The organism is Micromonospora sp. WMMD1155 (assembly GCF_029581275.1).
Taxonomy (GTDB): domain Bacteria; phylum Actinomycetota; class Actinomycetes; order Mycobacteriales; family Micromonosporaceae; genus Micromonospora.
Map to the genome: position 1 here is coordinate 1,762,104 of NZ_CP120742.1, position 26,266 is coordinate 1,788,369.

Sequence of the window (26,266 nt, forward strand, 5' to 3'; positions counted from 1 at the left end):
CACCGTGTGGCAGCACCGGCCCCGCCCACCGACGACTACTGGGTGCTACCGGCGTCCCGCAGCTCGGCGACCAGTTCCTCGACCGAGGTGACCGGCCGCTGACAGACGAAACCCCGGCAGACGTACGCGGCGGACCGCCCGTCGACCAGTGGGCGGTCGGCGAGCAGTGGCACACCCGGCTGGTCCGGACGTCCGGCGACGACCACCGCCCCGGGCGGGGCGTGGCGACGGGCCGCGGCCACCAGGGGGTCGCCCTCCGGGTCCTCGGTCGCCACGGCGATCTCGTACGGCCCGGAGAGCAACGCCTCGCCGGCCATGGCCGCGTACCCGGTGAACCGGGCGTGCCGCCCGACGATCGGCGCGACGGTGGCGAGCGCGGCCTCGGCGGCCTCCCGGTAGCGGGTCTGCCCGGTCAGCGCCGAGTACGCGACCAGCCCGGCGACCAACGCGGACCGGCCGGACGGGGTGGCGTTGTCGGTCGGGTCGGCGGGTCGGGCGACCAGCCGTTCCGCGTCGTCGGCGGTGTCGTAGAAGGCACCGCCGGGTGCGGCGAAGCGTGCCAGGGCGGTGTCCAGCAATTCGCCGGCCAGTGTGAGCCAGCGCCCCTCGCCGGTGAGCTGGTGCAGCGCGCAGAAGGCCTCGGCCACGTTGCCGTAGTCCTCCAGCACACCGGCCGGTTCGCCGACAGTGCCGTCCCGGGAGACCCGGCGCAGCCGCCCGTCGACCAGGTGCACGGTGGCCAGGTGCTCGGCGGCCTGACGCATCGCCCCGTCGGCGACGATCGTCACACCGTCCATCAGGTTGGCGTCCTCGTCCTGCGGAGACGCGTACAGGGCGGCGACCTGCTGGAACTCGGCGATAGCGGTGATCGCCAGCCCGTTCCAGGCGGCCACCACCTTGTCGTCGCGGGCCGGCTGCGGGCGGGTGTCCCGGGCCGCGAGGAGCCGTCCCACCACCTGCTGCCAGCGGGCCCGGACCTCGGGCGCGGCATCGTCCACGTCCCGGGCGAGCCGCAGCACGCTCGTGCCGTACTCAAAGGTGCCTTCATCCGTCACCGTGAAGAGGTCGGCGGCCCACCTACCGTCCTCCTCGCCCAGCGCCTCCACGAGCTGTGCGGGCGTCCAGGCGTAGGTGAGGCCCTCGACGCCCTCGGTGTCGGCGTCCAGCGCCGAGGCGAACCCCTCGCCCGGTCGGTGCAGCTCGTCGGCGAGGAACCGGGCGGTGTCCCGGGCGACCCGGCGGGCCAGCGGGTCACCGGTGAGCCGCCACAGCTGGGTGTAGAGGCGCAGCAGGAGCGCGTTGTCGTAGAGCATCTTCTCGAAGTGCGGCACCGTCCAGTGCGCGTCCACCGAATACCGGGCGAAGCCCCCGGCGAGCTGGTCGTAGATGCCGCCACGGGCCATCGCCTCGGCGGTGTGCCGGCAGATCTCCAAGCTCTGCGGGTCGCCGGTGCGCTGGTGGTGGCGCAGCAGGAAGAGCAGGTTCATGTGCGGTGGGAACTTCGGGGCACCGCCGAAGCCGCCGTTCGTCGCGTCGTACTCCTTGGCCAGTTGGCCGGCTGCGGCGTCGAGCAGCGACGCGTCCAGCGACGCGGTGGGGCCGCCCACGGCCTGCGCGCCGCCGATCGCCTCGACCACCGCGGACCCCTGGCGCAGTACCGCCTCGCGCTGCTCCCGCCAGGCGGTGGTGACCGACTGGAGCAACTGGACGAAGTTGGCCTTCGGGAAGTAGGTGCCGCAGAAGAACGGGGTGCCGTCCGGGGTGGCGAAGACGGTCATCGGCCAGCCGCCCTGGCCGGTCATCGCCTGGGTCGCGGTCATGTAGATCGCGTCCACGTCGGGACGCTCCTCGCGATCCACCTTGATCGACACGAAGTCGTCGTTCAGCAGGGCCCCGACCTGCTCGTTCTCGAACGACTCGTGGGCCATCACGTGACACCAGTGACAGGCGGCGTAACCGACCGAGATGAGCACCGGGACGTCGCGCCGTCTCGCCTCGGCGAACGCCTCGTCGGACCACTGCCACCAGTCGACCGGGTTGTCGGCGTGCTGGAGCAGGTACGGGCTTGTGGCGTCGGCGAGTCGGTTCACCCGACGACCATAACCACCCCCGCCCAGGCGTGCCCGGCGGTCAGGAGGCGCCGTCGGCGCGCAGCCGGAACACGTTCGACTCCGCCGAGTCGCGCAGCGACCCCAGCACCGCGCCTATCTTGTCCGCCGGCATCGGCTTGAAGAAGTGGTAGCCCTGTGCGGAGGTGCAGCCCAGCTCGGCCAGCGCCATCCGCTGCTCGGCGGTCTCCACCCCCTCGGCGACCACCCGCAGCCCCAGCTCGTGGGCGAGGCCCACGGTCGTGCGTACGATCGCCGCCGCCTCCGGCGAATCCACCATCTTGATCACGAACGAGCGGTCCACCTTCAACTCGTCGACGGCGATGCGGGTGAGGAAGGTCAGCGACGAGAAGCCGGTGCCGAAGTCGTCCACGGCGAGTTGCACACCCATCGACCGGAGCGTGGCCAGCACCTCGTCGATGATCTCCAACTCGCTCATCACCACCGTCTCGGTGATCTCCAGGACGAGCCGGTGCGGTGGCACCTGGTGCCGACGCAGCGCGTCGGCGATCTCCGCGGGCAACCGGGGGTCGAGCAGGCTACGCGCCGACAGGTTGACCGAGATCGGGACGTCCAACCCCTCCCGGGCCCAGCCGGCGGCCACCCCGAGCGCCTTGTCCAGCACGTAGCGGGTGAAGGTGCCGAGCTGCTCACTGTTCTCCACCGGGCGGATGAAGTCCGCCGGGTTCAGCCACCCCCGCCGGGGATGCTGCCAGCGGATCAGCGCCTCCACACCGGTGGGGGCACCGGTGGTCAGATCGACGGCCGGTTGCAACGCCAGCACCAACTGGTCGTCGACCGTCAACGCCTCACGAAGCTCGGCCAGCAGGGCGAGCTGATCGGTGCTGGCCGCGTCCCGGGTGCCGTCGTACGCGGCGACGTTGCCGCCACCCTCCTTGGCCTGGTACATCGCGATGTCGGCCCGGCGCAGCAGCTCGGTCAGGTCGGCGGTGCCCGCGTCGGCCACCACGACCCCGACGGAGACCTCGATCGACATCCGGACGCCGGCCACCTCGGTCGGCGCGGCCAGCCGTTCGGCGACCTCCCGGGCCTGGCGCAACGCGTGGGCCATCGGGGCGGCCCGGTCGCCGAGCACCGGCACCTTGGTCAGGAGCAGGGCGAACTCGTCGCCGCCGAGGCGGCCGAGCAGGTCGCCGGGGCGGACGAGCGCTTCGAGCCGGTTCGCGGTCAGCCGCAGCAACTGGTCGCCGGCGGCGTGACCGAGGGTGTCGTTGACTTCCTTGAACTGGTTGATGTCCAGCAGCAGTAGCGCCACCGGGTGATCGTGCGCGAGCTGCCGCAGCGACTGGTCACCCTTGCCGAGCATCGCCGCCCGGTTGACCAACCCGGTGAGCGGGTCGTGCACCGCCTCGTACGACGAGCGGGCGGTCACCAACCGCAGCTCGCGGTGCGTTGCGGCGTCGTGCAGCGCGGCAGCGAGCGCGTCGCCGAACGCGGCTACGGCGTCGCGTTCGCGGGCGGTGGGCGGCGCCGAACGGGGAAACCGCACCCGTAGCCGCCCCACGGGCGTGTCGCCGACGACCAGTGCCCGACTCAGCTCGTGCTCGTGCTCGTCCGGCTCCGTCCCGTCGGGTGGGACCGTCTCGCGGTCGGCCAGTTGGCCGCTGGCGTCGCCCCGGTACCGGTGCCACCGGCCGTCGGCGCGGGCCACGTCGACGTCCACCAGTTCGGCGTTGAAGAGGGTCAGTGCTCCGGTGACCGCCGCGCTGGCGACACCGCGCTCGTCGAGCTGGTTGAGGGCGGCGGTGGCCTCGGCGAAGGCCCTCCAGGTGCGGCGCTCCAGATCGGAGCGCAGCCGGTAGCGGTAGGTCTGCTGGAGCAGCCACAGCAGCGGCGGCAGCAACAGCAACCAGCGCGGGTCGAGCTCCAGCAGGGCGACCACCACCAGGCCGACCGCCACGTTGCCGACGAACATCAGCAGTTTGCCGCGCAGCGCGGCGAGGAGCGGCGGCCCGATCGGCAGGCCGTGCCGCAGGCCCAACGTCACCCCACCCAGCCAGGCGGTCACCAGCAGATAGGTCACCGAACCGGCGAGCACGGCCAGCGACAGCATCGGGGTGGGTGGGGAGAGCAGCGGTCGGCCGAGCGCCGTGGTCACGGAGACCGCCAGCGCTGACGCGGCGGTCAGCGAGGCGGCGATGCGGACGATCTCCAGAACCGGACGGCGGTCGTTGTGCAGCGAGAGCATCGTCCAGGCCAGCCCGGTGCCGAGCAGCGTGGCGGACGGGAGCCAACCGGCCGGGGCCAGATAGAGGCAGACGATCAGCGCCGCCTCACCCCAGGTGATGCTGACCATGCCCGCGGCCGAACGGAATCGGAGCCGGGCCAGCTGGGCGAGGCCGAGGACGGCGACCGCGATGGCGAACCGGGCCGGACCGCCGAGTGGGTCGTCGGCCGGCAGCGTGGCGGGGAGGGTCAAGCCGACGGCGGCGGCGACCACGGCGGTCAGGGTGACGGCCGCGGTGAGCACGAGTAACCGGCCCGGAGTGCCTCGCACCCCGAGCCGGTCGAACGAGTCGTCGGCTGAACCGGAGGTCATCGACCTCCCCCGTCAGCCGGCCGGCCGAGGTTACGGCGGGCGGCCGGTGCTGTGCTGGTCATCGGCGCCCCCTCCCGCACACGGCTCGGAGACTTTTGGTCCCCCGGCGGAAGGCTAAGCCAAACCGGGTGGCCGCAACAGGGGGCGACCAACCGGTTCGGCGTGATTCATGGGGCGACTACCCGTTCCGGTGCTGCTGGCGCCCATTGGGAGCGGGCGTGGATGAATCACGCCCCCCGGTCCCGTCTGTCGGATCGACGACTGCCGCGTCGGCCCTGGTCGGGTCGGTCGGCCCCGCCTGCTGCGGGAACCGGTCCGGCAGGCGGCGCAGCCGGGAGTTCATGTTGCGGATCAGCAGGATGGTCGCGGTGGCCAACAGCAGGATGAGGAACAGGCCCATCGGGCCGGCCAGACCACCCGTGCGGGTGTCCCCGAAGTTGTTCTCCGCGAGCACCTGGGCAGCGGTCAGCATGGCGTTCCTCCGATGTGCGGTTGGTAACCAGGGTAGACCCGCCCGGAATCAGCGTGCGTGCGCCGTCTCCCGCACCCCGGCGAAGAGATCCGACTCGGGCAGCGGGCTGTCGACCATCGAGCGGGCCAGCTCGTAATCCTCGGTCGGCCAGGCACGCTGCTGAAGCTCCATCGGCACGTGGAACCAGAAGCCGTCCGGGTCGACCTGGGTGGCGTGGGCGCGCAGCGCGTCGTCACGGACCGGGAAGTATTCGGCGCACTCGACGCGGGTGGTGATCCGGGGGCCCTTGTCGGGCCGGTCCTCCCACCGCTTGAGCCACTCCTCGTAGGGCGACTCCAGCCCCGCGGCCAGCATGCCCTCGTGCAGGGCCATGATCTTGCCCTTGGAGAAGCCGATGTCGTAGTAGAGCTTCAACGGCTGCCAGGGCGCACCCAGCTCCGGGTAGCGCTCCGGGTCACCGGCGGCCTCGAAGGCGGCCACGCTCACCTTGTGGCACATGATGTGGTCCGGGTGCGGGTAGCCACCCTCTTCGTCGTACGTGGTGACCACGTGCGGACGGAACTCGCGCATCAACCGCACCAGGGGCCCGGCGGCCACCTCGACGTCCTGCAGGGCGAAACAACCCTCGGGCAGCGGCGGCAGCGGGTCACCCTCGGGCAGACCGGAGTCGACGAAACCGAGCCACGCCTGGTCGATGCCGAGGATCGCCCGGGCGGCGTCCATCTCGGCACGCCGGATGTCGGCGATGTTGGCCCACACGTCCGGTCGGTCGAGCTTCGGGTTGAGCACGCTCCCGCGCTCACCGCCCGTGCACGTCACGACCAGGACGTCCACCCCCTGTGCGACGTATTTCGCCGTCGTCGCCGCACCCTTGCTCGACTCGTCGTCCGGGTGCGCGTGCACGGCCATGAGACGCAGTTGCTCTGCCAACTTCGGCGCTCCTCGTCTGTGCCGGACGGTGGACCCGACCGGGCTCGACCGGCTGACCTGCCGGGATCTTCTCGCCGCACCCTTGCCGCCGGTCAGCAGCGCTGGCATGACCTGCCATTCCTGCCGCTGAGCCGGGTGGGAGGATGGGACTCTGCCATTCTTGCCGATGCCGCCGACAACAACGCCAGGAGATACCCGCCGGTGACCGAGACGCACGCCACAATTTCCTCAGGCGCGCCGGTTTTCCCGGCCGGGCGCTACGGCCGCCGCCGGGCACCGGGCGGGCGGCGGCGACGCACGCTGCTGGCGGCACTGGTGCTGCTGGCGCTCGTCGGGACGCTGACCGTGATCTCGGTACGGCTCTACCGCCAGTACGGCGATCCGGTCTACGACGCCCAGGTGATCACTTACACGGACATCACCGACAACCAGGTGCTTGTCGACTTCCGGGTGACCGTGCCAGCGGGTGGATCGGCTGTCTGCGTACTGCGCGCTCGCGACCGCGCTGGTGCCGAGGTGGCCCGGGAGCAGGTCACGGTGACGGCCGAACCCGGCAACCGGCACGTGACGACCCGGCACCGCCTGGCCACCACCGCACGGCCGTTCATCGGCGAGGTCCTACGCTGCCGACCACCGTCCTGACCTGCGGAAACAACGCTCTGACCGAGGGCCGGAGCCCATCTACGCGCGGTGTCGGATCCGGGCACCCGCGGTGATGGCCGACACGCTGTGTCGTACCGCACTGGTAACTTGGTAGTTCACCTGTCAGCCAGCCACGCACAACTGAGGAGAACGCCTGTGTCCACTGGCAACGAGGCGCCCGCCACCTGGCTGTCGCAGGACGCGTACGACCGCCTCCAGGCCGAGCTCGACGAGCACATCGCCAACCGACCGGCCATCGCCGCCGAGATCAACGCTCGGCGCGAGGAGGGCGACCTGCGGGAGAACGGCGGCTACCACGCCGCCCGCGAGGAGCAGGGCAAGGCCGAGGGTCGCATCCGCTACCTGACGGAGCTGCTGCGCACCGCGAAGGTCGGCGAGGCGCCGACGGCGGACGCGGTCTCGCCCGGCATGGTCGTGACGATCTACTTCGACGACGACACCGACGACACCGAGACGTTCCTGCTCGGCTCGCGGGAGATCGCCGCCACCACCGATCTCACCGTCTACAGCCCCGAGTCGGCGCTCGGCAAGGCGATCCTGGGCGGCCGGGCCGGGCAGACCTGCACCTACACGGCACCGAGCGGTGCCGACATCAAGGTGACGGTGGTCAGCTTCGAGCCGTTCTCCGGCTGACGTCGCCGACCGCACCACCCGACTCCGACGCGAGTTCCCGAGGCGTGACACCCACCGGTGTCACGCCTCGGCCGCGAAGACCACCTGGTAGCCGCTGGCCCGCAAGGCGCTGATCAGCGTGTCCGAGTGCTCCACGCCCCGGGTCTCGACCGACAGCGCCACCTCCACCTCACCCAGGCCGAGGTGCGGGTTGGCGCGCTGGTGCTCCACGTCGACGACGTTGGCCCGATGCTCGGCGATCTGGCTGAGCAGCGACGCGAGCTGCCCCGGCCGATCCGAACACCGCACCGTCACCCGCAGGTAGCGACCCGCGGCGGCCAGCCCGTGCTCGATCACCCGCAGCATCAGCAACGGGTCGATGTTGCCGCCGGACAGCACCGCCACCACCGGCGTCTCCACCTCGACCGCGCCCGCCAGCAGCGCGGCGACACCGACCGCCCCGGCCGGCTCGACGACCTGCTTGCCGCGTTCCAGCAGCATCAGCAGGGCCCGGGAGATGTCCTCCTCGGAGACCGTCACGACCTCGTCGACCAGTTTGCGCACGTGGTTGAAGGTGATCTCGCCCGGACGGCCGACCGCGATGCCGTCGGCGATCGTGGCGAAGGTCGGCAGCCGGACCGGCTCCCCGGCCACCAGTGAGGGCGGGAACGCCGCCGCACCGGCCGCCTGGACGCCGATGATCCGCACCTCCGGCCGCAACGCCTTCGCGGCCACCGCCAGCCCCGAGATCAGACCGCCGCCACCGACCCCGGTGATGATCGTCTTCACGTCCGGGCACTGTTCGAGGATCTCCAGCGCGACAGTCCCCTGGCCGGCGATCACGTCCCGGTGGTCGAAGGGGTGGATCAGCACCGCCCCGGTGCGCTCGGCGTACGTGTGGGCGGCGACCAACGACTCGTCGACGGTGTTGCCGGCCAGCTCGACCTGCGCGCCGTACCCCTTGGTGGCCGCCACCTTCGGCAGCGGCGCGTTGATCGGCATGAAGACCGTGGCGTGCGTGCCGACCAGGCCGGCGGCGAGGGCCACGCCCTGCGCGTGGTTGCCCGCGCTGGCGGCGACCACGCCGCGCTCCCGCTCCGCCGCCGACAGCCGGGAGATCCGCACGTACGCGCCCCGCACCTTGTACGAGCCGGCACGCTGCACGTTCTCGCACTTGAGCCAGGTCGGCCCGCCCAGCGCGGCACTGAGCGGACGAGAGGGCTCCAGCGGGGTGGTCCGGACGACGCCGGCTAGCAACTCCCGCGCGGCCCGCACGTCGTCGAGTCCGACCAGTTCCGTCATGCCCCGATCGTGCCACCCGCCTCCGGGGCCCTTCGCGGCGACACCGGCTCGATCACCTCGACATCGCCGATGCGGCGGTAACCACCCCACCTCGATACCGCCACATCGGCGATCCCGAGTCGATCAGGACCACGGGGCGGTCGATCATGCGACGGCCGGCGACCCCGTTCCGATCCGGGGATAGCCGGGGGCGTGGCGCGCCCACGGGGCGGCCATCTCGAACTGGCCGGCCACACCGAGCAGCAGCAGCTCCGAGCCGGGCGGGCCGACGAGTTGCACCGCGACCGGCAGACCGTCCGGGCGCCGGCCCACCGGCACCACCACCGCCGGCAGACCGGCGATGTTCCACGGCGCGGCGTACGGGGCGTACCGGATGTTGATCGTCATGTTCGCCCGCCAGGACCGCTCGGACCAGCGCGCGGCTTCCGGCGGCGCGGTGGCCAACGCCGGGGTGAGCAGCAGGTCGATCGAGTGGTCGCCGAAGAAGTCGACGGACCGTTGCCGCCACGCGACCCGGTCGGCCTCCCGCACGTAACCCCGGCGTTGTGCCCACTCGCCCAACGCGACGTGCCGACGGGTACGCCGTTGCAGGTCACGCCGGTCCAGCCCGGACGCCCGGACGTCGGTCGCCGCGGCGGCGAGCCAGGTGGCGATGCCCTGCAGGCCGAGCGCGGTGGGGTAGACCGGATCGGCGGGCACGGTGTCGTGCCCGGCGGCGGCGAGGAGCCGGCCGGCGGCGGCGACCGCGTCCCGGTTGGGCGCGTCCGGTGCGACACCACGCACCGGGGAGCGCAGCGAGACGCCCACCCGCAGCCGCTGCGGCGGGACCAGCTTCTCGGGACGTCGACCGGCGAGGACCGAGAAGCCGACCGCCGCGTCGGCGACGGTGCTGGTGAGCATGCCGTGCTCGGTGAGGCCGAACCAGTCGTCCGCGCCGAGCTGGCAGGGCACCACACCCCGACCCGGCTTGAGCCCGACCAGACCGCAGCAGGCCGCGGGGATCCGGATCGAGCCGAGACCGTCGTTGCCGTGCGCGATCGGCACCAGCCCCGCGGCCACCGCGGCGGCTGCGCCGCCGGAGGAGCCACCGGGGGTACGCGTGCTGTCCCACGGATTGCGGGTCACCGCGCTGTCGTCGTCGGTGAGCGCCCACAGCCCCAGCTCCGGCATCCGGGTCACGCCGAGGATCACCGCGCCGGCGCCACGTAGCCGCCGCACCACCTCGTGGTCGGCCTCCGCCACGTCGGTGCGGGCGGCCGACGACCCGTTCCAGGTGGGCAGGCCGGCGACCGGGGTGTTCTCCTTCACCGCCACCGGAACCCCGGCCAGCGGCAGGTTGGCGAGGTCCTCCTGCTCGTCGACCTTCTCCGCCTCGGTGATCGCCTCGCCGCCGCGAACGGCCCGGAACGCGGCCAGCTCACGGTCGGCTCGGGAGATGTACTCGAGGTGGTCGGCGACGACCTGGGTGGCCGAGACGTCACCCCGGCGTACGCCCCGGGCGATCTGCTTGGCGGTCGCCCCGACCCAGGTCGCCATGATGTCCTGCACGGCCATCCTCCCCAGCGGTCAGCCCAGTGCCTGCTCCAGATCGGCGAGCAGGTCGTCGACCGTCTCGATGCCGACAGACAGTCGCACGAGATCCCCGGGAACTTCAAGCGGCGAGCCCGCAGCACTTGCGTGTGTCATCCGGCCCGGGTGCTCGATCAGGGATTCCACGCCACCCAGCGACTCGGCGAGCACGAAAAGCTTGGTGCGGTTGCAGATCTCGACGGCGTGGTCCTCACCGCCGGAGGCGCGGAACGAGATCATGCCGCCGAACCGGCGCATCTGCTTCGCGGCGACCTCGTGACCGGGGTGCGAGGGCAGCCCGGGGTAGATCACCTGGGCGACCTTGGCGTGCCCGTCGAGGTACGCGGCGAGCCGCTCGGCGTTGTCGCAGTGCCGGTCCATGCGTACCCCGAGGGTCTTGATGCCGCGCAGCGTGAGCCAGGCGTCGAACGGGCCGTTGATCGCGCCCATCGCGTTCTGGTGGTAGCGCAGCTCCTCGCCGAGCCCGGCGTCGGCGACGACGAGCGCGCCACCGACCACGTCGGAGTGCCCGCCGATGTACTTGGTGGTGGAGTGCACCACCACGTCCGCGCCGTGCGCGATCGGCTGTTGCAGGTACGGCGAGGCGAAGGTGTTGTCCACGACGAGCAGCGCGCCCGCGTCGTGTGCCACGGCGGCCAGGGCGGCGATGTCGGCGATGCCGAGCAGCGGGTTGGTCGGCGTCTCCAGCCAGACGATCTTCGTGCGGCCGGGCTGGACGGCGGCCCGGATCGCGTCCGGGTCGGACACCTTGGCCGGGGTGAACTCCAGGCCCCAGCGCTGGGCGACCCGGGCGAAGAGCCGGTACGTGCCGCCGTACGCGTCGTCCGGGATCACCACGTGGTCGCCCGGCCGGCACACGGCCCGCAGCAGGGTGTCCTCCGCCGCCAGGCCACTGGCGAAGGCCAGCCCCACCGGCCCACCCTCCAGCGCCGCCAGGCACTCCTGAAGCGCGTCGCGGGTCGGGTTGCCGGAACGGCTGTACTCGTAGCCGAGCCGGGGCGCACCGACGGCGTCCTGCGCGTACGTGCTGGTCTGGTAGATCGGTGGGATCACCGCACCGGTGCGGGCCTCAGGGTCCTGGCCGGCGTGGATGGCGAGCGTCTCGAAGCCGTGGTTCATGGTGGTGAGGCTAGTGCCCCGTCCCGAGTGCTGGAACAAGAACCTGTCCGGCACGGCCCCGCGCACCGGCCGGCGCTGGACGGGCGTCCCGCGCGGGTGCGGCATAGCCTGTGCCGATGAGCGGGTGCGTGTTCTGCGGGATCGTGGCGGGTGAGGTGCCGGCGTTCCGGGTGGCCGACACCCCGGACGGGGTGGCGTTCCTGGACACCCGGCCGGTGTTCAAGGGGCACGTGCTGGTGGTCCCCCGGACGCACCTGGTGACCCTGGCCGATCTGCCGTCCGACCTGCTGCCGGGCTACTTCGCGCTGGTCCAACGCTTGGCGGTGGCCGTGGAGTCCGGTCTGGGGGCTGGCGGGACGTTCGTGGCGATGAACAACAAGGTGTCCCAGTCCGTCCCGCACCTGCACACCCACGTGGTGCCCCGCACCAAGGGAGACGGGCTGCGGGGGTTCTTCTGGCCACGCACCCGCTACGAGGACGACACCGAGGCCCAGACCTACGCGGACCGGGTCGCCGCCGCACTCTGCGGCGCGGCCTGACTCACACTCGCGCGGGTAAGGAAGGTGGACCCACCGGTGTTGAACGCTGCGAGAGGTACGAGAGGAGATCCCCACGTGTTTTTGCGCCGTATGAACGCCGAGATGGTTTCGCCCGACCAGGCCCTGCCCGGCCGTCCGATCGCCATGCCGGTCGCCGACCGGCACGAGGTTCTGGGCACCCCGTTGAAGGGCCCGTTCCCGGAGGGCCTCCAGGTAGCGGTCTTCGGCATGGGCTGTTTCTGGGGCGCCGAGCGGCTGTTCTGGACGCTGCCCGGCGTCTACACCACCTCCGCCGGCTACGCGGGTGGCATCACCAAGAACCCGACGTACGAGGAGACGTGCTCCGGCCGGACCGGTCACGCCGAGGTCGTCCAGGTGGTGTACGACCCCAGCAAGATCAACTATGAGGACCTGCTGAAGGTCTTCTGGGAGAACCACGACCCGACCCAGGGCATGCGCCAGGGCAACGACGTGGGCACCCAGTACCGGTCGGCGATCTACACGACCACCGACGAGCAGCGGGCCATCGCGGAGTCGTCCCGGGACGCGTTCCAGCCGATCGTGACGCGGGCCGGCAAGGGTGAGATCACCACCGAGATCGCCCCGCTCGGCAGCTACTACTTCGCCGAGGACTACCACCAGCAGTACCTCGCCCCGACCAAGAACCCGAACGGCTACTGCAACCACGGCCCGAACGGGCTGAGCTGCCCGGTCGGCGTGGCCCGCGTCGGCGGCTGACCTCTCTGCCACCCGTGGGCGTGCCCGGTCGCCGATGAGGCGGCCGGGCATTCCCGTTCGGCCTGTGATCGAAATCCGTTGCCGAGGGCGGCGAGAAGTCGATAGCGTGGCCGTACACGTGAAAGGAGGTGGTCCAGACTTGTATAGCAATCGGACTCGTGAGGTGGCTGTCCGCTAGCCGCTGTCCTCGACAGTGATCGGTCCGCCGACAGGCGGGCACCAGCACCATCGTCGAGACCGTGTGGCAGCGGTGCGGCGAATTCCAGACAGCCACCCGACCCCCGGGGTGCCGGCCAAAGTCCAGCCGGCCCGCGCGCGAGCGCGGAGCGCCCCGGGGGTCGCTCCATATCCGGAGGCCCCCGATGTCGATGCGCGAACTGGTGGTGCTGGGGACGGCCAGCCAGGCACCGACGCGGCAACGCAACCACAACGGGTACGTGCTGCGCTGGGACGACGAGGTGATCCTCTTCGACCCCGGTGAGGGCAGCCAACGTCAGCTCCTGCACACCACTGTCACCGCCAGCGACCTGACCCGGATCTGCGTCACCCACTTCCACGGCGACCACTGCCTCGGCCTGCCCGGCACCATCCAACGGCTCTCCCTGGACCGGGTGCCGCACCCGGTCGCTGTGCACTTCCCCGCCGGGGGCGCCGAGTACTTCGCCCGGCTACGGCACGCGACCTCCTTCTACGAGACCGCCGAGTTGCGGGTCGAACCCATCGAGGCGGACGGGCAACGGATCACCCTGACGTGCGGCACGCTGGAGGCACGCCGACTGCGGCACCCCATCGAAACGTACGGCTATCGGCTGGTCGAGCCGGACGGCCACCGGATGCTGCCGGAGAAGCTGGCCGCGTACGGCATCGCCGGTCCGGCCGTCGGCGAGCTGATCCGCGTCGGCCACCTGGACCTCGACGGGCGCCGCGTCACCCGCGACGAGGTCAGCGAGCCCCGGCACGGGCAGCGGTTCGCGTTCGTGATGGACACCGGCCTCTGCGACGGGGTGTACGCGCTCGCCGAGCACGCCGACCTGCTGGTCATCGAGTCGACGTTCCTGGAGTCGGAGGCCGCGCTCGCCGCCGAGGTCGGCCACCTGACCGCGGCGCAGGCCGCCCGGGTGGCCACCGAGTCCGGGGTACGCCGACTCGTGCTCACCCACTTCTCCCAGCGCTACCCCGACCCGCGCCGGTTTCACGACGAGGCGCGCGAGCACTTCGACGGTGATCTGATCGTCGCCGAGGATCTGACCACCGTGCAGCTCCCACCCCGCCGGGTAGCCTCGGCCTGGTGACCGTCACGCTCCGCCCCGCCACCGGCGACGACCTGATGGCGGTGGGTGCCCTGCACCAACGCTCCCGGGTCGCCGCGTACTCCGCCTTCCTGCCGCCCGAAGCCCTGGCCGACCCGACACCGGAGGCGATGGGACGGTACTGGGTCGAGCGGTGGCACTGGGAGCGGGACACCCACCGGATGACGGTGGCGGAGCGGGCCGGGGCGCTGGTCGGGTTCAGCCACCTGGGCCCGGACGACGAGGACGACCCCGCCACCGGGCTGCTCAACGCGATCCACCTCGACCCCCGCGAGCAGGGCCGCGGCACCGGTCGCGTGCTGATGGTGGACGCCCTGGACGCCATGCGCGCCCGGAGTTGGCGTCGCGCGGTGCTCTGGGTGCTCCGGGAGAACGCCCACGCCCGCTCCTTCTACGAGCGCGGCGGCTGGACGTCGACGGGCATCGAACGCGAGGAGCAGATCGGCACCGCCCTCACCCCTCAGGTCCGCTACACCCGCCCCCTCTGAACCGGCCGGCCGGGCAGCAGGCCGACGTAGGGGTGCCCGGTGCCCACCTGGGGGCTGGCCCGCCAGGTCGATGTGCTGTTGAGCGATATACCTCAGAGGTATAAATATGACTCTGAGGTATATCGCTCACTGCTGCATCCGCCCGACGGAGGTGACCGACGGTCACCGCCGGCCATGGCTGTGTCCACAGCCATGGCCAGGGTCGGCACGTACCCGTCTAGTGGGCTCCCAGGTGGGCCAGGAGGTCCTGGCGGGTGAGGACGCCCTTGGGCTTGCCGTCGACGAGGACGAGGGCCGCGTCGGACTTCTCCAGCAGCCCGACCGCCTCGCTCACCGGCTGGCCACCACCGATCATCGGCAGCGGGTCGCCCATGTGCCGCTCGATCGTGTCGTGCAGGTGGGCCTGCCCGGTGAAGAGCGCGTCGAGCAGATCCCGCTCCGCGATCGAACCGGCGACCTCACCGGTCACCACCGGCGGTTCCGCCTTGAGCACCGGAAGCTGCGACACCCCGTACTCCCGCATGTAGTCGATCGCGTCGCGGACCGTCTCGGTCGGGTGCACGTGAACCAACTCGGGCAGACCACCCGGCTTGCCCGCCAGCGCGTCGGCCACCGTCGGCTCGGCGCCGGAGTTGTCGAGGAAGCCGTACCGGGCCATCCACGAGTCGTTGAAGATCTTCGAGAGGTAACCCCGGCCGCCGTCCGGCAGCAGCACCACGACCACGTCGTCCGGGCCGGCCTTGCGGGCGACCTCCAACGCGGCGACGACCGCCATCCCGCAGGAGCCCCCCACCAGCAGCCCTTCCTCGCGGGCCAACCGCCGGGTCATCTCGAAGGACGCCTTGTCGGACACCTCGACGATCTCGTCGGCGACCCCCCGGTCGTACGTCTCCGGCCAGAAGTCCTCGCCGACGCCCTCGACCAGGTACGGACGGCCGGTGCCGCCGGAGTAGACCGAACCCTCCGGGTCCGCCCCGATGACGCGCACCCGACCGTCGGACGCCTCCTTGAGGTACCGCCCGATGCCGGAGATCGTGCCGCCGGTGCCCACGCCGGCCACGAAGTGGGTGAGCCCACCCTCGGTCTGCTTCCACAGCTCCGGGCCGGTGGTCTCGTAGTGCGAGCGCGGGTTGGCCGGGTTGCTGTACTGGTTGGGCTTCCAGGCTCCGGGGATCTCCCGGGTCAGCCGGTCGGACACGTTGTAGTACGAACGCGGGTCCTCGGGGGCGACGGCGGTCGGGCAGACCACCACCTCGGCACCGTACGCCCGCAACACGTCCTGCTTGTCCTGGCTGACCTTGTCCGGGCAGACGAACACGCACCGGTAGCCCTTGAGCTGGGCCACCAGGGCCAGCCCGACACCGGTGTTGCCGCTGGTCGGCTCGACGATGGTGCCGCCGGGCTCGAGCAGGCCGGCGGCCTCGGCGTCCTCCACCATCCGCAGCGCGATCCGGTCCTTCACCGAGCCGCCCGGGTTGACGTACTCCACCTTGGCGAGCACGGTGGCCTGGATGCCCGCAGTGACGTTACGCAGGCGGACCAGCGGGGTGTTGCCGATCATGTCGACGACGTTGTCGTAGTACTGCACGGTGTGCCCTTCGTTGCGGCGCCGGCGACGGCGGCCGGGCAGACGGTTCCTCGCGCCCAGCGTACGTGCCGTCAGGGCACCAGCCCGCCCGGGATGACCGAGCTGCGGCGGGCTTCCCACTCCAGGAAGCGATCGGTCTCGGCGAGCACACTGCCGGCCAACCAGGTGATCATGACCGCGTCGTCGGCGAGCCCGAAGATCGCCAGCGGGATCTCCGGCAGGAAGTCGATGGGCGAGACGATGTACGCCGTGGCCGCGGTCATCAGGGCCAGTCGGAAACCGCCGTCGTACTCCCCCTTCGTGGTCGCCCGGATCATCCGGGGCAGCGCGGCCAGGCGGGTGCCCAGCGACGGCCCACCCCGGGCCCCGGCCGCCAGTGCCCGTGCCAGGGCGGCGAACGCCGCACTGCGCTTCAGTGTCTTCCCCATCGTCGTGCTCCTCTCCGCCGGACCAGCGTGGCGGGTCGGCGCAAGTAGGCCGGCCGGCCCTGGACAGATACCCCGGAGCGTCGATTTCCAGGCACCCGAGTGCCGTCGCGACGACAGCGGCGTGTCGGGCCGGCGCGATAATGTCGCGGTATGGGGGTGGCTGATTCCGTCGTACCCGGTGGTACGAGGTGGCGGCAGGCCCGGCGGTTCGCCCGCCTGGCGGCCATCGGCACGGGCGCTACCGTGGCGGCCGCGGTGGCGACCGGCGGGGTGCTGCTCGGCCAGGCCCGGCAGGCTCGGCGCACCATCCCGATGGCCGAGGCGCCGCCCCCGCGCTGCGACGGCGTCTACGGCGCGAAGTTCCCCGGTCCCGCGCTCACCATGGTCGTGCTCGGTGACTCGTCGGCGGCCGGCTACGGGGTGCACCGCCGTCGAGAGACACCCGGGGCCCTGCTCGCCACCGGTCTGACCCGTCGGCTGCACCGGCCGGTGCGGCTGCACCGCTTCGCGGTCGTCGGTGCCATCTCCTCGGCACTCCGCCACCAGGTCGAGGCGGCGCTGGAATGCCGACCCGACATCGCGGTGATCCTCATCGGCGGCAACGACATCACCAACCGCACCCCGCGCGGGCTGGCGGTGCGCTACCTGGTCGAGGCGGTGCACACGTTGCGCGACGCCGGGTGCGAGGTGGTCGTCGGCACCTGCCCCGACCTGGGCGCGATCCGCCCGATCCAGCCGCCGTTGCGGTGGCTGGCGCACCGGTGGAGCCGGCAACTCGCCGCCGCCCAGACGGTCGCCGTGGTCGAGGCGGGCGGTTGGACGGTCTCCCTGGGTGACCTGCTCGGCCCCCGGTTCACCGCCGAGCCGACCCGGATGTTCGCCTGGGACCGGTTCCATCCGTCCGCCGAGGGTTACGCGATGGCCGCCGCCGCGCTCCTGCCGACGATGCTCTCCGCGCTCGGCGCGGGGCAGGAACGACGGGTTACGCCGACGCCGGGCGAGGGCGTACGGTCGCTGCCGGAGGCCGCGCAGGAGGCGGCCCGGCACGCCGGCACGGAGGTCAGCGGCACCCGGGTCCGGGGCCGCGACCGAGGGCCGGAGGGCCGGTGGGCGCAGTTGCGTCGCCGCGCGTTCTTCGGTGTGGGCGCGGTGCCGCAGCACGGGTCCGCCTCGGACACCTCGACAGTGGAGGGACTGGCATGAACGAGCGCACAGTGCGGGGCGTGAACGCCGGCCTCGCCGGCCGGCTGGGCCGGGCGGCGGCGTTCTCGCTGCTCGCCGGCACCGTGGGAGGCGCTGCCGTCCTGGCCGGCGAGGCGTTCGTCGCCCGACACCGGCGCTACGCCGAGCCGGAGTTGGGGCTGGCCCTGCGGGCCACGATCGGCCGGGCCGAGGCTCCGCCGCTGCGGCTGGTGCTTCTCGGTGACTCGTCGGCCCTGGGCGTCGGTGTCGACCGTCTTGAGGACACCATCGGCGGGCAGTTGGCACACCTGCTCGCCGAGGGCCCGACCGGCCGTCGGGTGCACCTGTCCAGCGTCGGCGTCTCCGGGTCCCGTTCGACGGACCTGGCCACCCAGGTGGCCCGGTCCCTGCTCGGGGAGCGGCCCGACGTGGCGCTGATCCTTATCGGCGCCAACGACGCCACCGGGCTGCGCCGCCCCTCCGACGCGGCGGCCTACCTGGCCGCGGCCGTGCACCGGCTGCGGGAGGCACGGGTCGAGGTGGTCGTCGGGACCTGCCCCGACCTCGGCGCGGTGCGGGCCATCGCCCCTCCGCTACGCCAGGTGGTCGGCTGGTCCGGGCGGCGGATGGCCCGCGCGCAGACCACTGCCGTGCTCGACGCCGGTGGCTCGGTGGTCGACCTGGCCGCCGAGACCGGGCCGGTGTTCCGGGCCGACGCGGGCACGCTCTGCCACGACGGCTTCCACCCCTCCGCCGACGGCTACCGGGTCTGGGCGCACGCGCTGCTGCCCGCCGTCGCCGCCGCCGCGACGGTCGCCACCCGGCGCTAGATCAGTCCGGCGGGGGGTGACATTTCCCGCCGCGCCTGCTCCTTCCGCGCCTTGTTACTGGCGGGTTAACGTTGGTCCATGCCGATTGAGTCGTCCCGCGACGCCGTCATCGTCGCCACCGCCCGCTCCCCCATCGGCCGGGCGCACAAGGGGTCCCTGCGCGACGTCCGCTCCGACGACCTCGCCGCGACGATCGTCCAGGCGGCCCTGGACAAGATCCCCGCGCTCGACCCGACCACGATCGACGACCTCTACCTCGGGTGCGGCCTGCCCGGCGGTGAGCAGGGCTTCAACATGGCGCGGGTGGTGTCCACGCTGCTCGGTCTGGACACGGTGCCCGGCGCCACGCTGACCCGCTACTGCGCCTCGTCGTTGCAGACCACCCGGATGGCGATGCACGCGATCCGGGCCGGTGAGGGTGACGTCTTCGTCTCCGCCGGTGTGGAGATGGTGTCCCGCTACGCCCGGGGCAGCTCCGACGGACTGCCCCCGGAGGCACAGGCCCTGGTCGGCGGCGGCTGGGAGAACCCTCGCTTCGGCGCGGCCGGCGAACGCTCCAAGCAACGCGCGCAGGGCGGCGCCGAGGTGTGGACCGACCCGCGCGAGACGGGCGACCTGCCCGACATCTACCTGACCATGGGGCAGACCGCGGAGAACCTGGCCCAGGTGTACGACGTCACCCGCCCCGACATGGACGAGTTCGGCGTACGCAGTCAGAACCTCGCCGAGAAGGCGATCGCCGACGGTTTCTGGGCCCGGGAGATCACCCCGGTCACCACGCCGGACGGCACAGTGGTGAGCACCGACGACGGCCCCCGCGCCGGCGTCACCCTCGACGCGGTAGCCGGCCTGAAGCCGGTGTTCCGTCCGGACGGCCGGATCACCGCGGGCAACTGCTGCCCGCTCAACGACGGCGCGGCCGCCGTCGTGGTGATGAGCGCCCAGCGGGCCGAAGACCTCGGGCTCACCCCGCTGGCCCGGATCGTCTCCACCGGCGTGACCGCCCTGTCGCCGGAGATCATGGGGCTCGGGCCGGTGGAGGCGTCCCGGCAGGCGCTCCGCCGGGCCGGCATGACGATCGACGACGTCGACCTCGTCGAGATCAACGAGGCGTTCGCCGCTCAGGTCATCCCCTCCTACCGCCAGCTGGGCATCCCGGAGGAGAAGCTGAACGTGATGGGTGGTGCCATCGCCGTCGGTCACCCGTTCGGCATGACCGGCGCCCGGATCACCGGCACCCTGCTGAACGCGCTGGAGTGGCACGACAAGACCATCGGCCTGGAGACGATGTGCGTCGGCGGCGGCCAGGGCATGGCCATGGTGCTGGAGCGGCTGAGCTGAGCCGAGTCGCCTGAGGTCGGTGTCCGTCGCCGACGTCGTCGGTCGGACACCACCGGGCGCTCCCGCCGATTCCGGAGTCGGCCTCAGAGCGCGTTACGGGTCGCCGTCACCTCGGCGGCGGCCCGCGCCAGCACCTCGTCGTCGGCCCCGGCGGCCAACAGGTCCGCCACCACCACCCGCATCTGGTCGGGTAGGGCCAGGTCGTTGTCGAGCCGGGGGACCGTCCGGCGCGGCTCCCCCTCGGCGTCAGCGGCCAGGTTGGCGATCTCCTGCACCAGCCGGTGCACCAGGTCGGCGCGGGACACGTTGCCGGCGGTCGCGACCGCCGCCCAGCGCGGCTGCTGCCAGTGCACGACCTGACGCACCAGCAACGTCACGACCTTGTCCAACTCCGCTGCGCTCATCGCCGCCGAGTCTACGGCCGACGGCGCCACTGCCGAGATCGACTCGGCCTCCTGGAAGTCGGGGCATCACCGCGCCTCGGCCACCCCGTCTTTCACGAAACCGAGTCGATCATGCGGGTCAGCGGCGCAGGTAGCTGAGCAGCCGCAGCAGTTGCCAGTAGAGGAAGACCAGCCCGGTGAGCAGGCCGAACGCGCTCAGCCACGCGTACCGGCGGGGTCGCCCGTCCCGCACCGAGCGCTCGACGAGATCGAAGTCGAGGATGAAGCTGAACGCCCCGGCGATGATCGCGACCACCGAGAAGGCGTACGGCAGCCAGCCGACCTCGCCGCTGACGCTGTAGACCGCCAGCCCCGGCCGACCGGAGATCAGGTACGACACCAGGTTGACCACGCTCAGCACGGCGATGCCGAGCAACGTACCGATCACCAGCCGGGCCAGCCGGGGCGTGGCCCGGACGATCCGGGCCCGGTAGAGCGCCGCCATGCCGAGGAAGACGCCGAAGGTGCCGGCCACCGCCTGCACCACGATGCCCGGATAGACCTGCTCGAAGGCGCGGCTCGCCACCCCGAGCAACAGACCCTGAAGCACGGCGTAGCCGAGGATCGGCACCGGATTGGTGATCGCACGCAACGAGATGACCAGTACCAGCGCGATCGAGGCGAGCGCGCTGCCGGCCAGCGCGGCACCCAGCCACACCGCGTCGGGGATCACCGCCCAGGACACCGCCGCCACCGCGCCGGTGACGAGCAGCAACCCGACGGTACGCACCACCACGTCGTCGACTGTCATCGGCTCGACGTCGCGGGAGCCGAGCACCCGAGCCTCCACCCGGCCGGTCTCGTCCAGCCGGTTGAGCACCGGGTTGTTGCTACGCACCGCCGCCTCCTTCGCCGCCCAGCCCGCGTACCCCTGCAGTCACTCTGCCCCGGGCGGACCGGCGGCGGCGGGAAAACGGCACGTACGACGGCGCCCGCCCCCACCACAGCGGGGACGGGCGCCGGTCGGCAGTGCGGACGAGGTCAGTCGTCGCCCTGGAAGTAGCTCAGCAGGCGCAGGATCTCGATGTAGAGCCAGACCAGGCTGACCAGGATGCCGAACGCGGCCACCCAGGAGTAGCGCTGCGGCAGGCCCATCCGGACGCCGTCCTCGATCTCCTTGAAGCTGAGCACGAAGCTCAGCGAGGCGACGACGATGCAGACCAGGCTGAAGCCGATGGCCAGCGGACTGCCGTCACGCAGGCCGGTGTTGACGCCGAAGAGCGCCAGCACCAGGTTGATCATCATGACCGCGAAGAGACCGACCATCACGGCGATCATGCCCTTGACGAAGGCCGGGGTGGCCCGGATGACCTTCGCCCGGTAGAGCATCGCCATCAGGAAGAAGATGCCGAAGCTGGCTGCGGCGGCCTGGAGCACGATGCCGTCGTACGCCGTCTCGAACGCCTTGCTGACCATGCCGACGAAGACGCCTTCGACGACCGCGTACGCGATGACCAGCGCGGGGTTGGCCATCCGGGAGAACGAGATGATCAGGCCGAGGACCAGGCCGACCACCGCGGCGCCGATCCACGCGGTCCCGACGAACCGGTCGGGCACGAGCACCCAGGCGGCCGCGGCGGTGATGCCGAGGATGCCGAGCAGGGCGACCGTCTTGACGACCACGTCGTCGACGGTCATCGGCGCCACGGTCGGCGGAGCCGCCGGGTAACCGGCCTGGGACGGGTACTGCTGGGGAATGCCGGGCTGTCCGTACGGCCCGGCCGGGGCGTACCCGGCGGAGCGCTCCCGCTCGGCCGCCTGGCCGAGCCGGGCGAGCACCGGGTTCGAGGTCTTCACTGTCTGGCCTCCCTCAGGGGGTCGTGTGCACGTGAACGTGCCCTCCAAGAGTAAACGGCGCAGGCGACTCCTGGTGATCACGAATGAGAATGCGTGAGAGTGCCCGGGGCGGGGGTCGAACCCGCACGCCTTTCGGCAGCCGCTTTTAAGGCGGCCGTGTCTGCCTTTCCACCACCCGGGCGGGTGGCACCGGCGCGCCGACACGCACGGTGCAGTGTCACCGTAGCCGGTCTGCGGCGACCCGGCGTACCCCGTCGGGTCGGCCACATTAGGGTCGATGCCGTGAGCAGCGCAGCCCCCACGGCCCCCGACGCCGCCCCTGAGCAGGCCGTCCGTCTCGCCGACCGGGTCGACCGTCGGCGTCGGGCCGCCCGGCTGCTGGCCGCCGTCGGCCGACACCGGGGCGATCTGCTCGTCGCTCTGCTCTGGGTCGTGCTGGCCGGCTGGCTCACCCACGGCCTGTGGCCCGACCCCGCGAGCCGCGTCCTGTCGCTCAACCCGGAGGACCAGGCTCTCTACGAGTGGTTCCTCGCTGTCGACGCCCGTGCGCTGCTCGGCGACTTCGACCTGCTCAGCGACCGGCTCAATGCCCCGGACGGCGTCAACCTGATGGCGAACACCACGGTGATCGCGCTCGGCATCGCCTTCGCGCCGGTCACCCTGCTGCTGGGGGCACCGGTCACCTTCGCGCTGCTCGCCGCCGGCAACCTCGCCGGTACCGCTCTCGCGTGGTACCTGCTGTTCCACCGGACGCTGCGGGCCCGTCGGCTCGCCGCCGTGCTCGGCGGGGCCCTGTGCGGGTTCGGCCCGGGAATGGTCTCGCAGACCAACAGCCACCTGCACATGACCGCCCAGTGGCTGGTGCCGGTGATCGTCTGGCTGGTGGTCCGGCTGCTGCGGGCGTCCGACCCGGGGCCGGCCGGCCCCGCCCCGGACCTGGCCGACGGACCGGACCGCCGACGGATGATCACCTCCGCCGCCGGGCTCGCCGCCGCGGTCACCGCGCAGGTCTTCATCGGCGAGGAGGTGCTCTTCCTCGCCGCCGTCACCCTGCTGGTGATGGCGATCGGCTACGCCGTGGCGGACCGGGACCTGGCCCGGCGGGCGCTACCAGGTTTCGCCGGCGGGCTGGCCATCGCCGCCGGGTTGGCCCTGCTGGTGCTCGGCTACCCGCTGTGGTTCCAGTTCGCCGGCCCGCAGGGCGTCGCCGACGGCATGTTCACGCCCGCCTACTTCTCCGCCGACCTGAGCAGCTGGTGGACGGTCTCCCCACTGTCGGTGGCCGGCAGTGCGGAATCGGCCCGACTGACCACCGGCCCGGCCGAGTACAACACGTTCCTGGGTTGGCCCCTGCTCCTGGTCGCCGCGGCCTGCGCGATCTGGGCCGGGCGACGTCGGCTGGTCTTCGCCTGCGTCGTGGCGGGCCTGGCGATGGGTGCGCTCTCCCTCGGCCCGGAGGTGGTGTTCGGCGGCACCAGGACGGCGATCCCCGGCCCGTACGCCGTGATCGGCGGGCTGCCGGTGGTGGACGGCGCGCTGCCGATGCGGTTCGCGCTGGCCCTACTGCCGATCATCGCGACACTGCTGGTGCTGGCGGTCGACCGGGCTCTGCGCAGCACCGGTCGGGCCCGACGGCTGGTGCCACTCGCCGTCGGCGCGGCACTGCTGCCGATCTTTCCGACCCCGCTGCCGACCGCCGAACGGCCGGACGTGCCGGAATTCGTCAGCGGCGGGCACTGGCGGCAGTGCGTACGCCCCGGCGGGGTGCTGGTCCCGGTGCCACTGCCCACGCCGAAGGAGCCCTGGCCGATGCGCTGGGCGACCGCCGCCGACGCCGCCTTCGGTCTGCCGGAGGGCTTCTTCATCGGCCCGTACGGGCGGGGCGGCACCGCCGCGATGGGCACCTTCAAGCAGCCCACGTCCGCTCTGCTGGCGGACGTCGCCCGGCGCGGCGACCAACCGGCCATCGGCGACGAGCAGCGCCGGCAGGCCGCCCGGGACGCCGATTTCTGGGGCGCCTCCTGCGTCGCGTTGTCCGACGACGCCCCACACGCGGAGAGCCTGCGGTCGACCCTGGAGCAGCTCTACGGCCCGGCCACGCGGATCGCCGACGTCTGGACCTGGCGGGTCTGACGGTCTGTCCAGACATGAAGAAAGGGCCCCTTCCGATGAAAGGGGCCCTTACTTCAGAGCAGAGCCGGGTCAGACGCGGGGAGCGCCGACCGGCTGGGACGCCTCGGAGAACTCCTCGCGCGGGTCGTGCAGCTGACCCAGGGCGACCACCTCACGCTTGAGGACGAACGCCAGCGTCCAGTCCACCACCACGCGGACCTTGCGGTTGAACGACGGGATCCGGCTCATGTGGTACGTCCGGTGCATGACCCAGGCCGGCCAGCCGGTCATCTTGATCCCGTACACCTGGGCGACGCCCTTGTGCAGGCCGAGGCTCGCGACGCTGCCGACGTGCTTGTGCTTGTAGTCGACCGGCTCGCGGCCCCGGATCACGGCGGCGATGTTGTCGGCCATCCGGGCGGCCTGGCGCACCGCGTGCTGCGCGCTCGGCGAGCAGAAGTTGCCCGGCTCCTTGGTCAGGTCGGGCACGGCGGCGCAGTCGCCGGCGCTCCACGCGCCCTCGACCACCCGGTCGCCGTCGACCACCTGGAGCGTGGGCAGGCAGGTGATCCGCCGACGGTCGTCGCGCGGGAAGTCGGTCGCGTCCAACATCGGCGAGGGCTTCACGCCGGCCGTCCACACGATCGTGTCGGACCGGAAGCTGTCCCCGTCGGAGAGCTTCACCACGCCGTCGACGCAGGACTCGAGCCGGGTGTCCAGCCGGATGTCCATGTTCCGCTTCATCAACTGCTGGACGGTGTACGCGCCCATGTCCCGGTCGACCTCGGGCAGCACCCGCTGGGTGGCCTCGACCAGCACCCAACGGACCTCGTCCTGGTTGAGCTCCGGGTAGTAGCGCAGGGCGTCGCGAGCCATGTCCTCCATCTCGGCGAGCGCCTCGATGCCGGCGTAACCGCCGCCGACGAAGGTGAAGGTCAGCGCCGCGCGCCGGACGTCCGCATCGGGCGTGGCGGCCGCCACGTCGAGCCGGTCCAGCACGTGGTTGCGAAGGTAGATCGCCTCGCCGATGGTCTTGAACCCGATGCCCTGCTCGTGCAGGCCGGGGATCGGCAGGGTGCGGGACACCGAACCCGGAGCCACGATCACGTGGTCGTAGGTGATCTCGCGGGCCGGGCCGCTGATCGGCTGCACGGTCGCCACCTTGCGGTCGTGCTCGATCCGCGTGACGGTGCCGGCCACCATCTTGCAGCGCTTCAACTCCCGCCGCAGGGGCACCACGGAGTGTCGCGGGGAGATGTTGCCCGCCGCCGCCTCGGGCAGGAACGGCTGATAGGTCATGTGCGGCTGGGGATCCACCACCATGACCTCAGCCTCACGGGAGCTGAGCTTCTTCGACAGGCGCAGGGCCGCGTACAGACCGACGTGCCCGGCACCAACCACAAGGATCCGCTTCGGATTCACGTCGTCTATCTTTCCCCGGCCGGCTCAGGTAATCCCGCTCGCGCCCCCCATCTGTGACGGAGCACAACCCCTGTGACCTGCGTAACCCTCCCGTACCAGCGGTCACCGCCGCCGCAGCAGCCAGCCCAGCAACGCCGCCGTGCCCACGGCGAGCAGCAAACCGAGCACCGTCACCCACTGGTGGCCGCTCTCCCCACCCATGCCCGCGGCCTGCAACAACAGCACCCCCAGCACGGCGGTTCCCAGCAGGACCGCCGCCGAGCGCAGCAGCCATCGGGTGATCAGCTCGGGGTCCACCACCGCGTCGTACGGCAGCAGCGCGGCCAGCGCGCAGAGGGTGTGCGCCAGATAGAGCAGGGCGGCGAGGGCGAGCAGCCGCCAGAGGGCCACCGGACGGCCGTACCCGTCGGTGGCGAGCAACCAGCCGCCGATGGTGACCAACGTCGTGAACGTCGCCCACACCCGACGCGGGCCGAAGGCGGGAAACAGCGCGGCAACCGTCAGGAACAGGATCGGACGCCCGGGAAGCACCTCGGCGGGGAAGGCGAGGACGAACCCGGCAAGCACGACGACGAAGATCGCGCACCGCACCAGCAGCGGAGCGAGGCTGATCCGGGTCACCGCGTTCTGAACCGCCCGGACGCGCCCGGTCACGACGTCGATCATCTGCGCCCCCTTTCGTTCGCGACTGC

24 protein-coding genes and 1 tRNA gene are annotated in these 26,266 nt (G+C 71.9%); 10 read left to right on the top strand and 15 right to left on the bottom strand.

What is annotated here, in order from left to right:
* Positions 1–35: 35 nt before the first annotated feature.
* The 4 genes from O7617_RS07750 to mca all read right to left on the bottom strand — a co-directional run bounded on the left by O7617_RS07750 (position 36) and on the right by mca (position 6,070).
* On the bottom strand, positions 36–2,090 hold the full coding sequence (locus O7617_RS07750; RefSeq protein WP_282262483.1) for a thioredoxin domain-containing protein: 2,055 nt from the start codon (positions 2,088–2,090) through the stop codon (positions 36–38).
* Positions 2,091–2,130: 40 nt separating this feature from the next.
* Positions 2,131–4,668, bottom strand: a complete 2,538-nt coding sequence (locus O7617_RS07755) for a bifunctional diguanylate cyclase/phosphodiesterase (protein ID WP_282262484.1) — start codon at positions 4,666–4,668, stop codon at positions 2,131–2,133.
* 178 nt (positions 4,669–4,846) lie between these two features.
* Complete coding sequence (locus O7617_RS07760; RefSeq protein ID WP_282262485.1) at positions 4,847–5,140, bottom strand: hypothetical protein; 294 nt, start codon at positions 5,138–5,140, stop codon at positions 4,847–4,849.
* 48 nt (positions 5,141–5,188) lie between these two features.
* Positions 5,189–6,070: a mycothiol conjugate amidase Mca gene (mca, locus tag O7617_RS07765; RefSeq protein ID WP_282264669.1), complete on the bottom strand. Its 882-nt coding sequence runs from the start codon at positions 6,068–6,070 to the stop codon at positions 5,189–5,191.
* Positions 6,071–6,271: 201 nt separating this feature from the next.
* On the opposite strand from mca, the gene O7617_RS07770 reads away from it, so the two are divergent.
* Both O7617_RS07770 and greA read left to right on the top strand, forming a co-directional pair.
* On the top strand, positions 6,272–6,712 hold the full coding sequence (locus O7617_RS07770; RefSeq protein ID WP_282262486.1) for a DUF4307 domain-containing protein: 441 nt from the start codon (positions 6,272–6,274) through the stop codon (positions 6,710–6,712).
* 156 nt (positions 6,713–6,868) lie between these two features.
* Complete coding sequence (gene greA / locus O7617_RS07775; protein WP_088986285.1) at positions 6,869–7,366, top strand: transcription elongation factor GreA; 498 nt, start codon at positions 6,869–6,871, stop codon at positions 7,364–7,366.
* A gap of 60 nt (positions 7,367–7,426) precedes the next feature.
* Here greA and ilvA read toward each other — a convergent pair whose 3' ends face one another.
* The 3 genes from ilvA to O7617_RS07790 form a co-directional block, all read right to left on the bottom strand.
* The gene (ilvA, locus tag O7617_RS07780; RefSeq protein WP_282262488.1) at positions 7,427–8,647 is read right to left on the bottom strand and encodes a threonine ammonia-lyase; all 1,221 of its coding nucleotides are present in this window, start codon (positions 8,645–8,647) and stop codon (positions 7,427–7,429) included.
* 144 nt (positions 8,648–8,791) lie between these two features.
* Positions 8,792–10,201 (bottom strand): amidase family protein, encoded by a 1,410-nt coding sequence (locus tag O7617_RS07785; protein WP_282262490.1) that lies wholly within the window; start codon positions 10,199–10,201, stop codon positions 8,792–8,794.
* Between the two features lie 12 nt (positions 10,202–10,213).
* On the bottom strand, positions 10,214–11,356 hold the full coding sequence (locus O7617_RS07790) for a cystathionine gamma-synthase (RefSeq protein WP_282262491.1): 1,143 nt from the start codon (positions 11,354–11,356) through the stop codon (positions 10,214–10,216).
* A 116-nt stretch (positions 11,357–11,472) separates the two neighbouring features.
* Here O7617_RS07790 and O7617_RS07795 point away from each other — a divergent pair, with 116 nt between their 5' ends.
* The 4 genes from O7617_RS07795 (at position 11,473) to O7617_RS07810 (ending at position 14,431) form a co-directional block, all read left to right on the top strand.
* A complete protein-coding gene (locus O7617_RS07795; RefSeq protein WP_282262492.1) occupies positions 11,473–11,895 on the top strand; it encodes an HIT family protein in 423 nt (140 codons plus the stop codon).
* 75 nt (positions 11,896–11,970) lie between these two features.
* Positions 11,971–12,633, top strand: coding sequence for a peptide-methionine (S)-S-oxide reductase MsrA (msrA, locus tag O7617_RS07800; protein ID WP_278143937.1), 663 nt, complete (start codon positions 11,971–11,973; stop codon positions 12,631–12,633).
* A 362-nt stretch (positions 12,634–12,995) separates the two neighbouring features.
* Positions 12,996–13,925 (top strand): ribonuclease Z, encoded by a 930-nt coding sequence (locus O7617_RS07805; RefSeq protein ID WP_282262494.1) that lies wholly within the window; start codon positions 12,996–12,998, stop codon positions 13,923–13,925.
* Complete coding sequence (locus O7617_RS07810; RefSeq protein WP_282262496.1) at positions 13,922–14,431, top strand: GNAT family N-acetyltransferase; 510 nt, start codon at positions 13,922–13,924, stop codon at positions 14,429–14,431. The genes O7617_RS07805 and O7617_RS07810 overlap by 4 nt, the downstream gene beginning before the upstream one ends.
* Positions 14,432–14,648: 217 nt before the next feature.
* On the opposite strand, the gene O7617_RS07815 is transcribed toward O7617_RS07810, so the two are convergent.
* Entirely contained in the window at positions 14,649–16,019 is a 1,371-nt protein-coding gene (locus tag O7617_RS07815) for a cystathionine beta-synthase (RefSeq protein WP_282262499.1), read from the bottom strand.
* Between the two features lie 71 nt (positions 16,020–16,090).
* Positions 16,091–16,447 carry a YkvA family protein gene (locus O7617_RS07820; protein ID WP_282262500.1) on the bottom strand — a complete coding sequence of 119 codons (357 nt, stop codon included), beginning with the start codon at positions 16,445–16,447 and terminating at the stop codon, positions 16,091–16,093.
* A gap of 150 nt (positions 16,448–16,597) precedes the next feature.
* On the opposite strand from O7617_RS07820, the gene O7617_RS07825 reads away from it, so the two are divergent.
* From O7617_RS07825 to O7617_RS07835, 3 genes are all read left to right on the top strand, one after another.
* Positions 16,598–17,650 (top strand): SGNH/GDSL hydrolase family protein, encoded by a 1,053-nt coding sequence (locus O7617_RS07825; RefSeq protein WP_282262501.1) that lies wholly within the window; start codon positions 16,598–16,600, stop codon positions 17,648–17,650.
* A complete protein-coding gene (locus O7617_RS07830; protein WP_282262502.1) occupies positions 17,647–18,459 on the top strand; it encodes an SGNH/GDSL hydrolase family protein in 813 nt (270 codons plus the stop codon). The genes O7617_RS07825 and O7617_RS07830 overlap by 4 nt, the downstream gene beginning before the upstream one ends.
* 78 nt (positions 18,460–18,537) lie before the next feature.
* Positions 18,538–19,800 carry an acetyl-CoA C-acetyltransferase gene (locus O7617_RS07835; RefSeq protein ID WP_282262504.1) on the top strand — a complete coding sequence of 421 codons (1,263 nt, stop codon included), beginning with the start codon at positions 18,538–18,540 and terminating at the stop codon, positions 19,798–19,800.
* Positions 19,801–19,883: 83 nt separating this feature from the next.
* Here O7617_RS07835 and O7617_RS07840 read toward each other — a convergent pair whose 3' ends face one another.
* The 4 genes from O7617_RS07840 to O7617_RS07855 form a co-directional block, all read right to left on the bottom strand.
* Complete coding sequence (locus O7617_RS07840; RefSeq protein ID WP_282262505.1) at positions 19,884–20,204, bottom strand: hypothetical protein; 321 nt, start codon at positions 20,202–20,204, stop codon at positions 19,884–19,886.
* A 118-nt stretch (positions 20,205–20,322) separates the two neighbouring features.
* A complete protein-coding gene (locus O7617_RS07845) occupies positions 20,323–21,081 on the bottom strand; it encodes a Bax inhibitor-1/YccA family protein (RefSeq protein WP_282262507.1) in 759 nt (252 codons plus the stop codon).
* Positions 21,082–21,224: 143 nt separating this feature from the next.
* Entirely contained in the window at positions 21,225–22,040 is an 816-nt protein-coding gene (locus O7617_RS07850) for a Bax inhibitor-1/YccA family protein (RefSeq protein ID WP_282262509.1), read from the bottom strand.
* 100 nt (positions 22,041–22,140) lie between these two features.
* A tRNA-Leu gene (locus O7617_RS07855) sits at positions 22,141–22,221 on the bottom strand.
* Between the two features lie 101 nt (positions 22,222–22,322).
* On the opposite strand from O7617_RS07855, the gene O7617_RS07860 reads away from it, so the two are divergent.
* On the top strand, positions 22,323–24,173 hold the full coding sequence (locus O7617_RS07860; protein WP_282262511.1) for a hypothetical protein: 1,851 nt from the start codon (positions 22,323–22,325) through the stop codon (positions 24,171–24,173).
* Positions 24,174–24,242: 69 nt separating this feature from the next.
* Here O7617_RS07860 and O7617_RS07865 read toward each other — a convergent pair whose 3' ends face one another.
* Complete coding sequence (locus O7617_RS07865) at positions 24,243–25,574, bottom strand: NAD(P)/FAD-dependent oxidoreductase (RefSeq protein ID WP_282262514.1); 1,332 nt, start codon at positions 25,572–25,574, stop codon at positions 24,243–24,245.
* 102 nt (positions 25,575–25,676) lie between these two features.
* Complete coding sequence (locus O7617_RS07870; RefSeq protein ID WP_282262515.1) at positions 25,677–26,240, bottom strand: hypothetical protein; 564 nt, start codon at positions 26,238–26,240, stop codon at positions 25,677–25,679.
* Between the last annotated feature and the right edge of the window lie 26 nt (positions 26,241–26,266).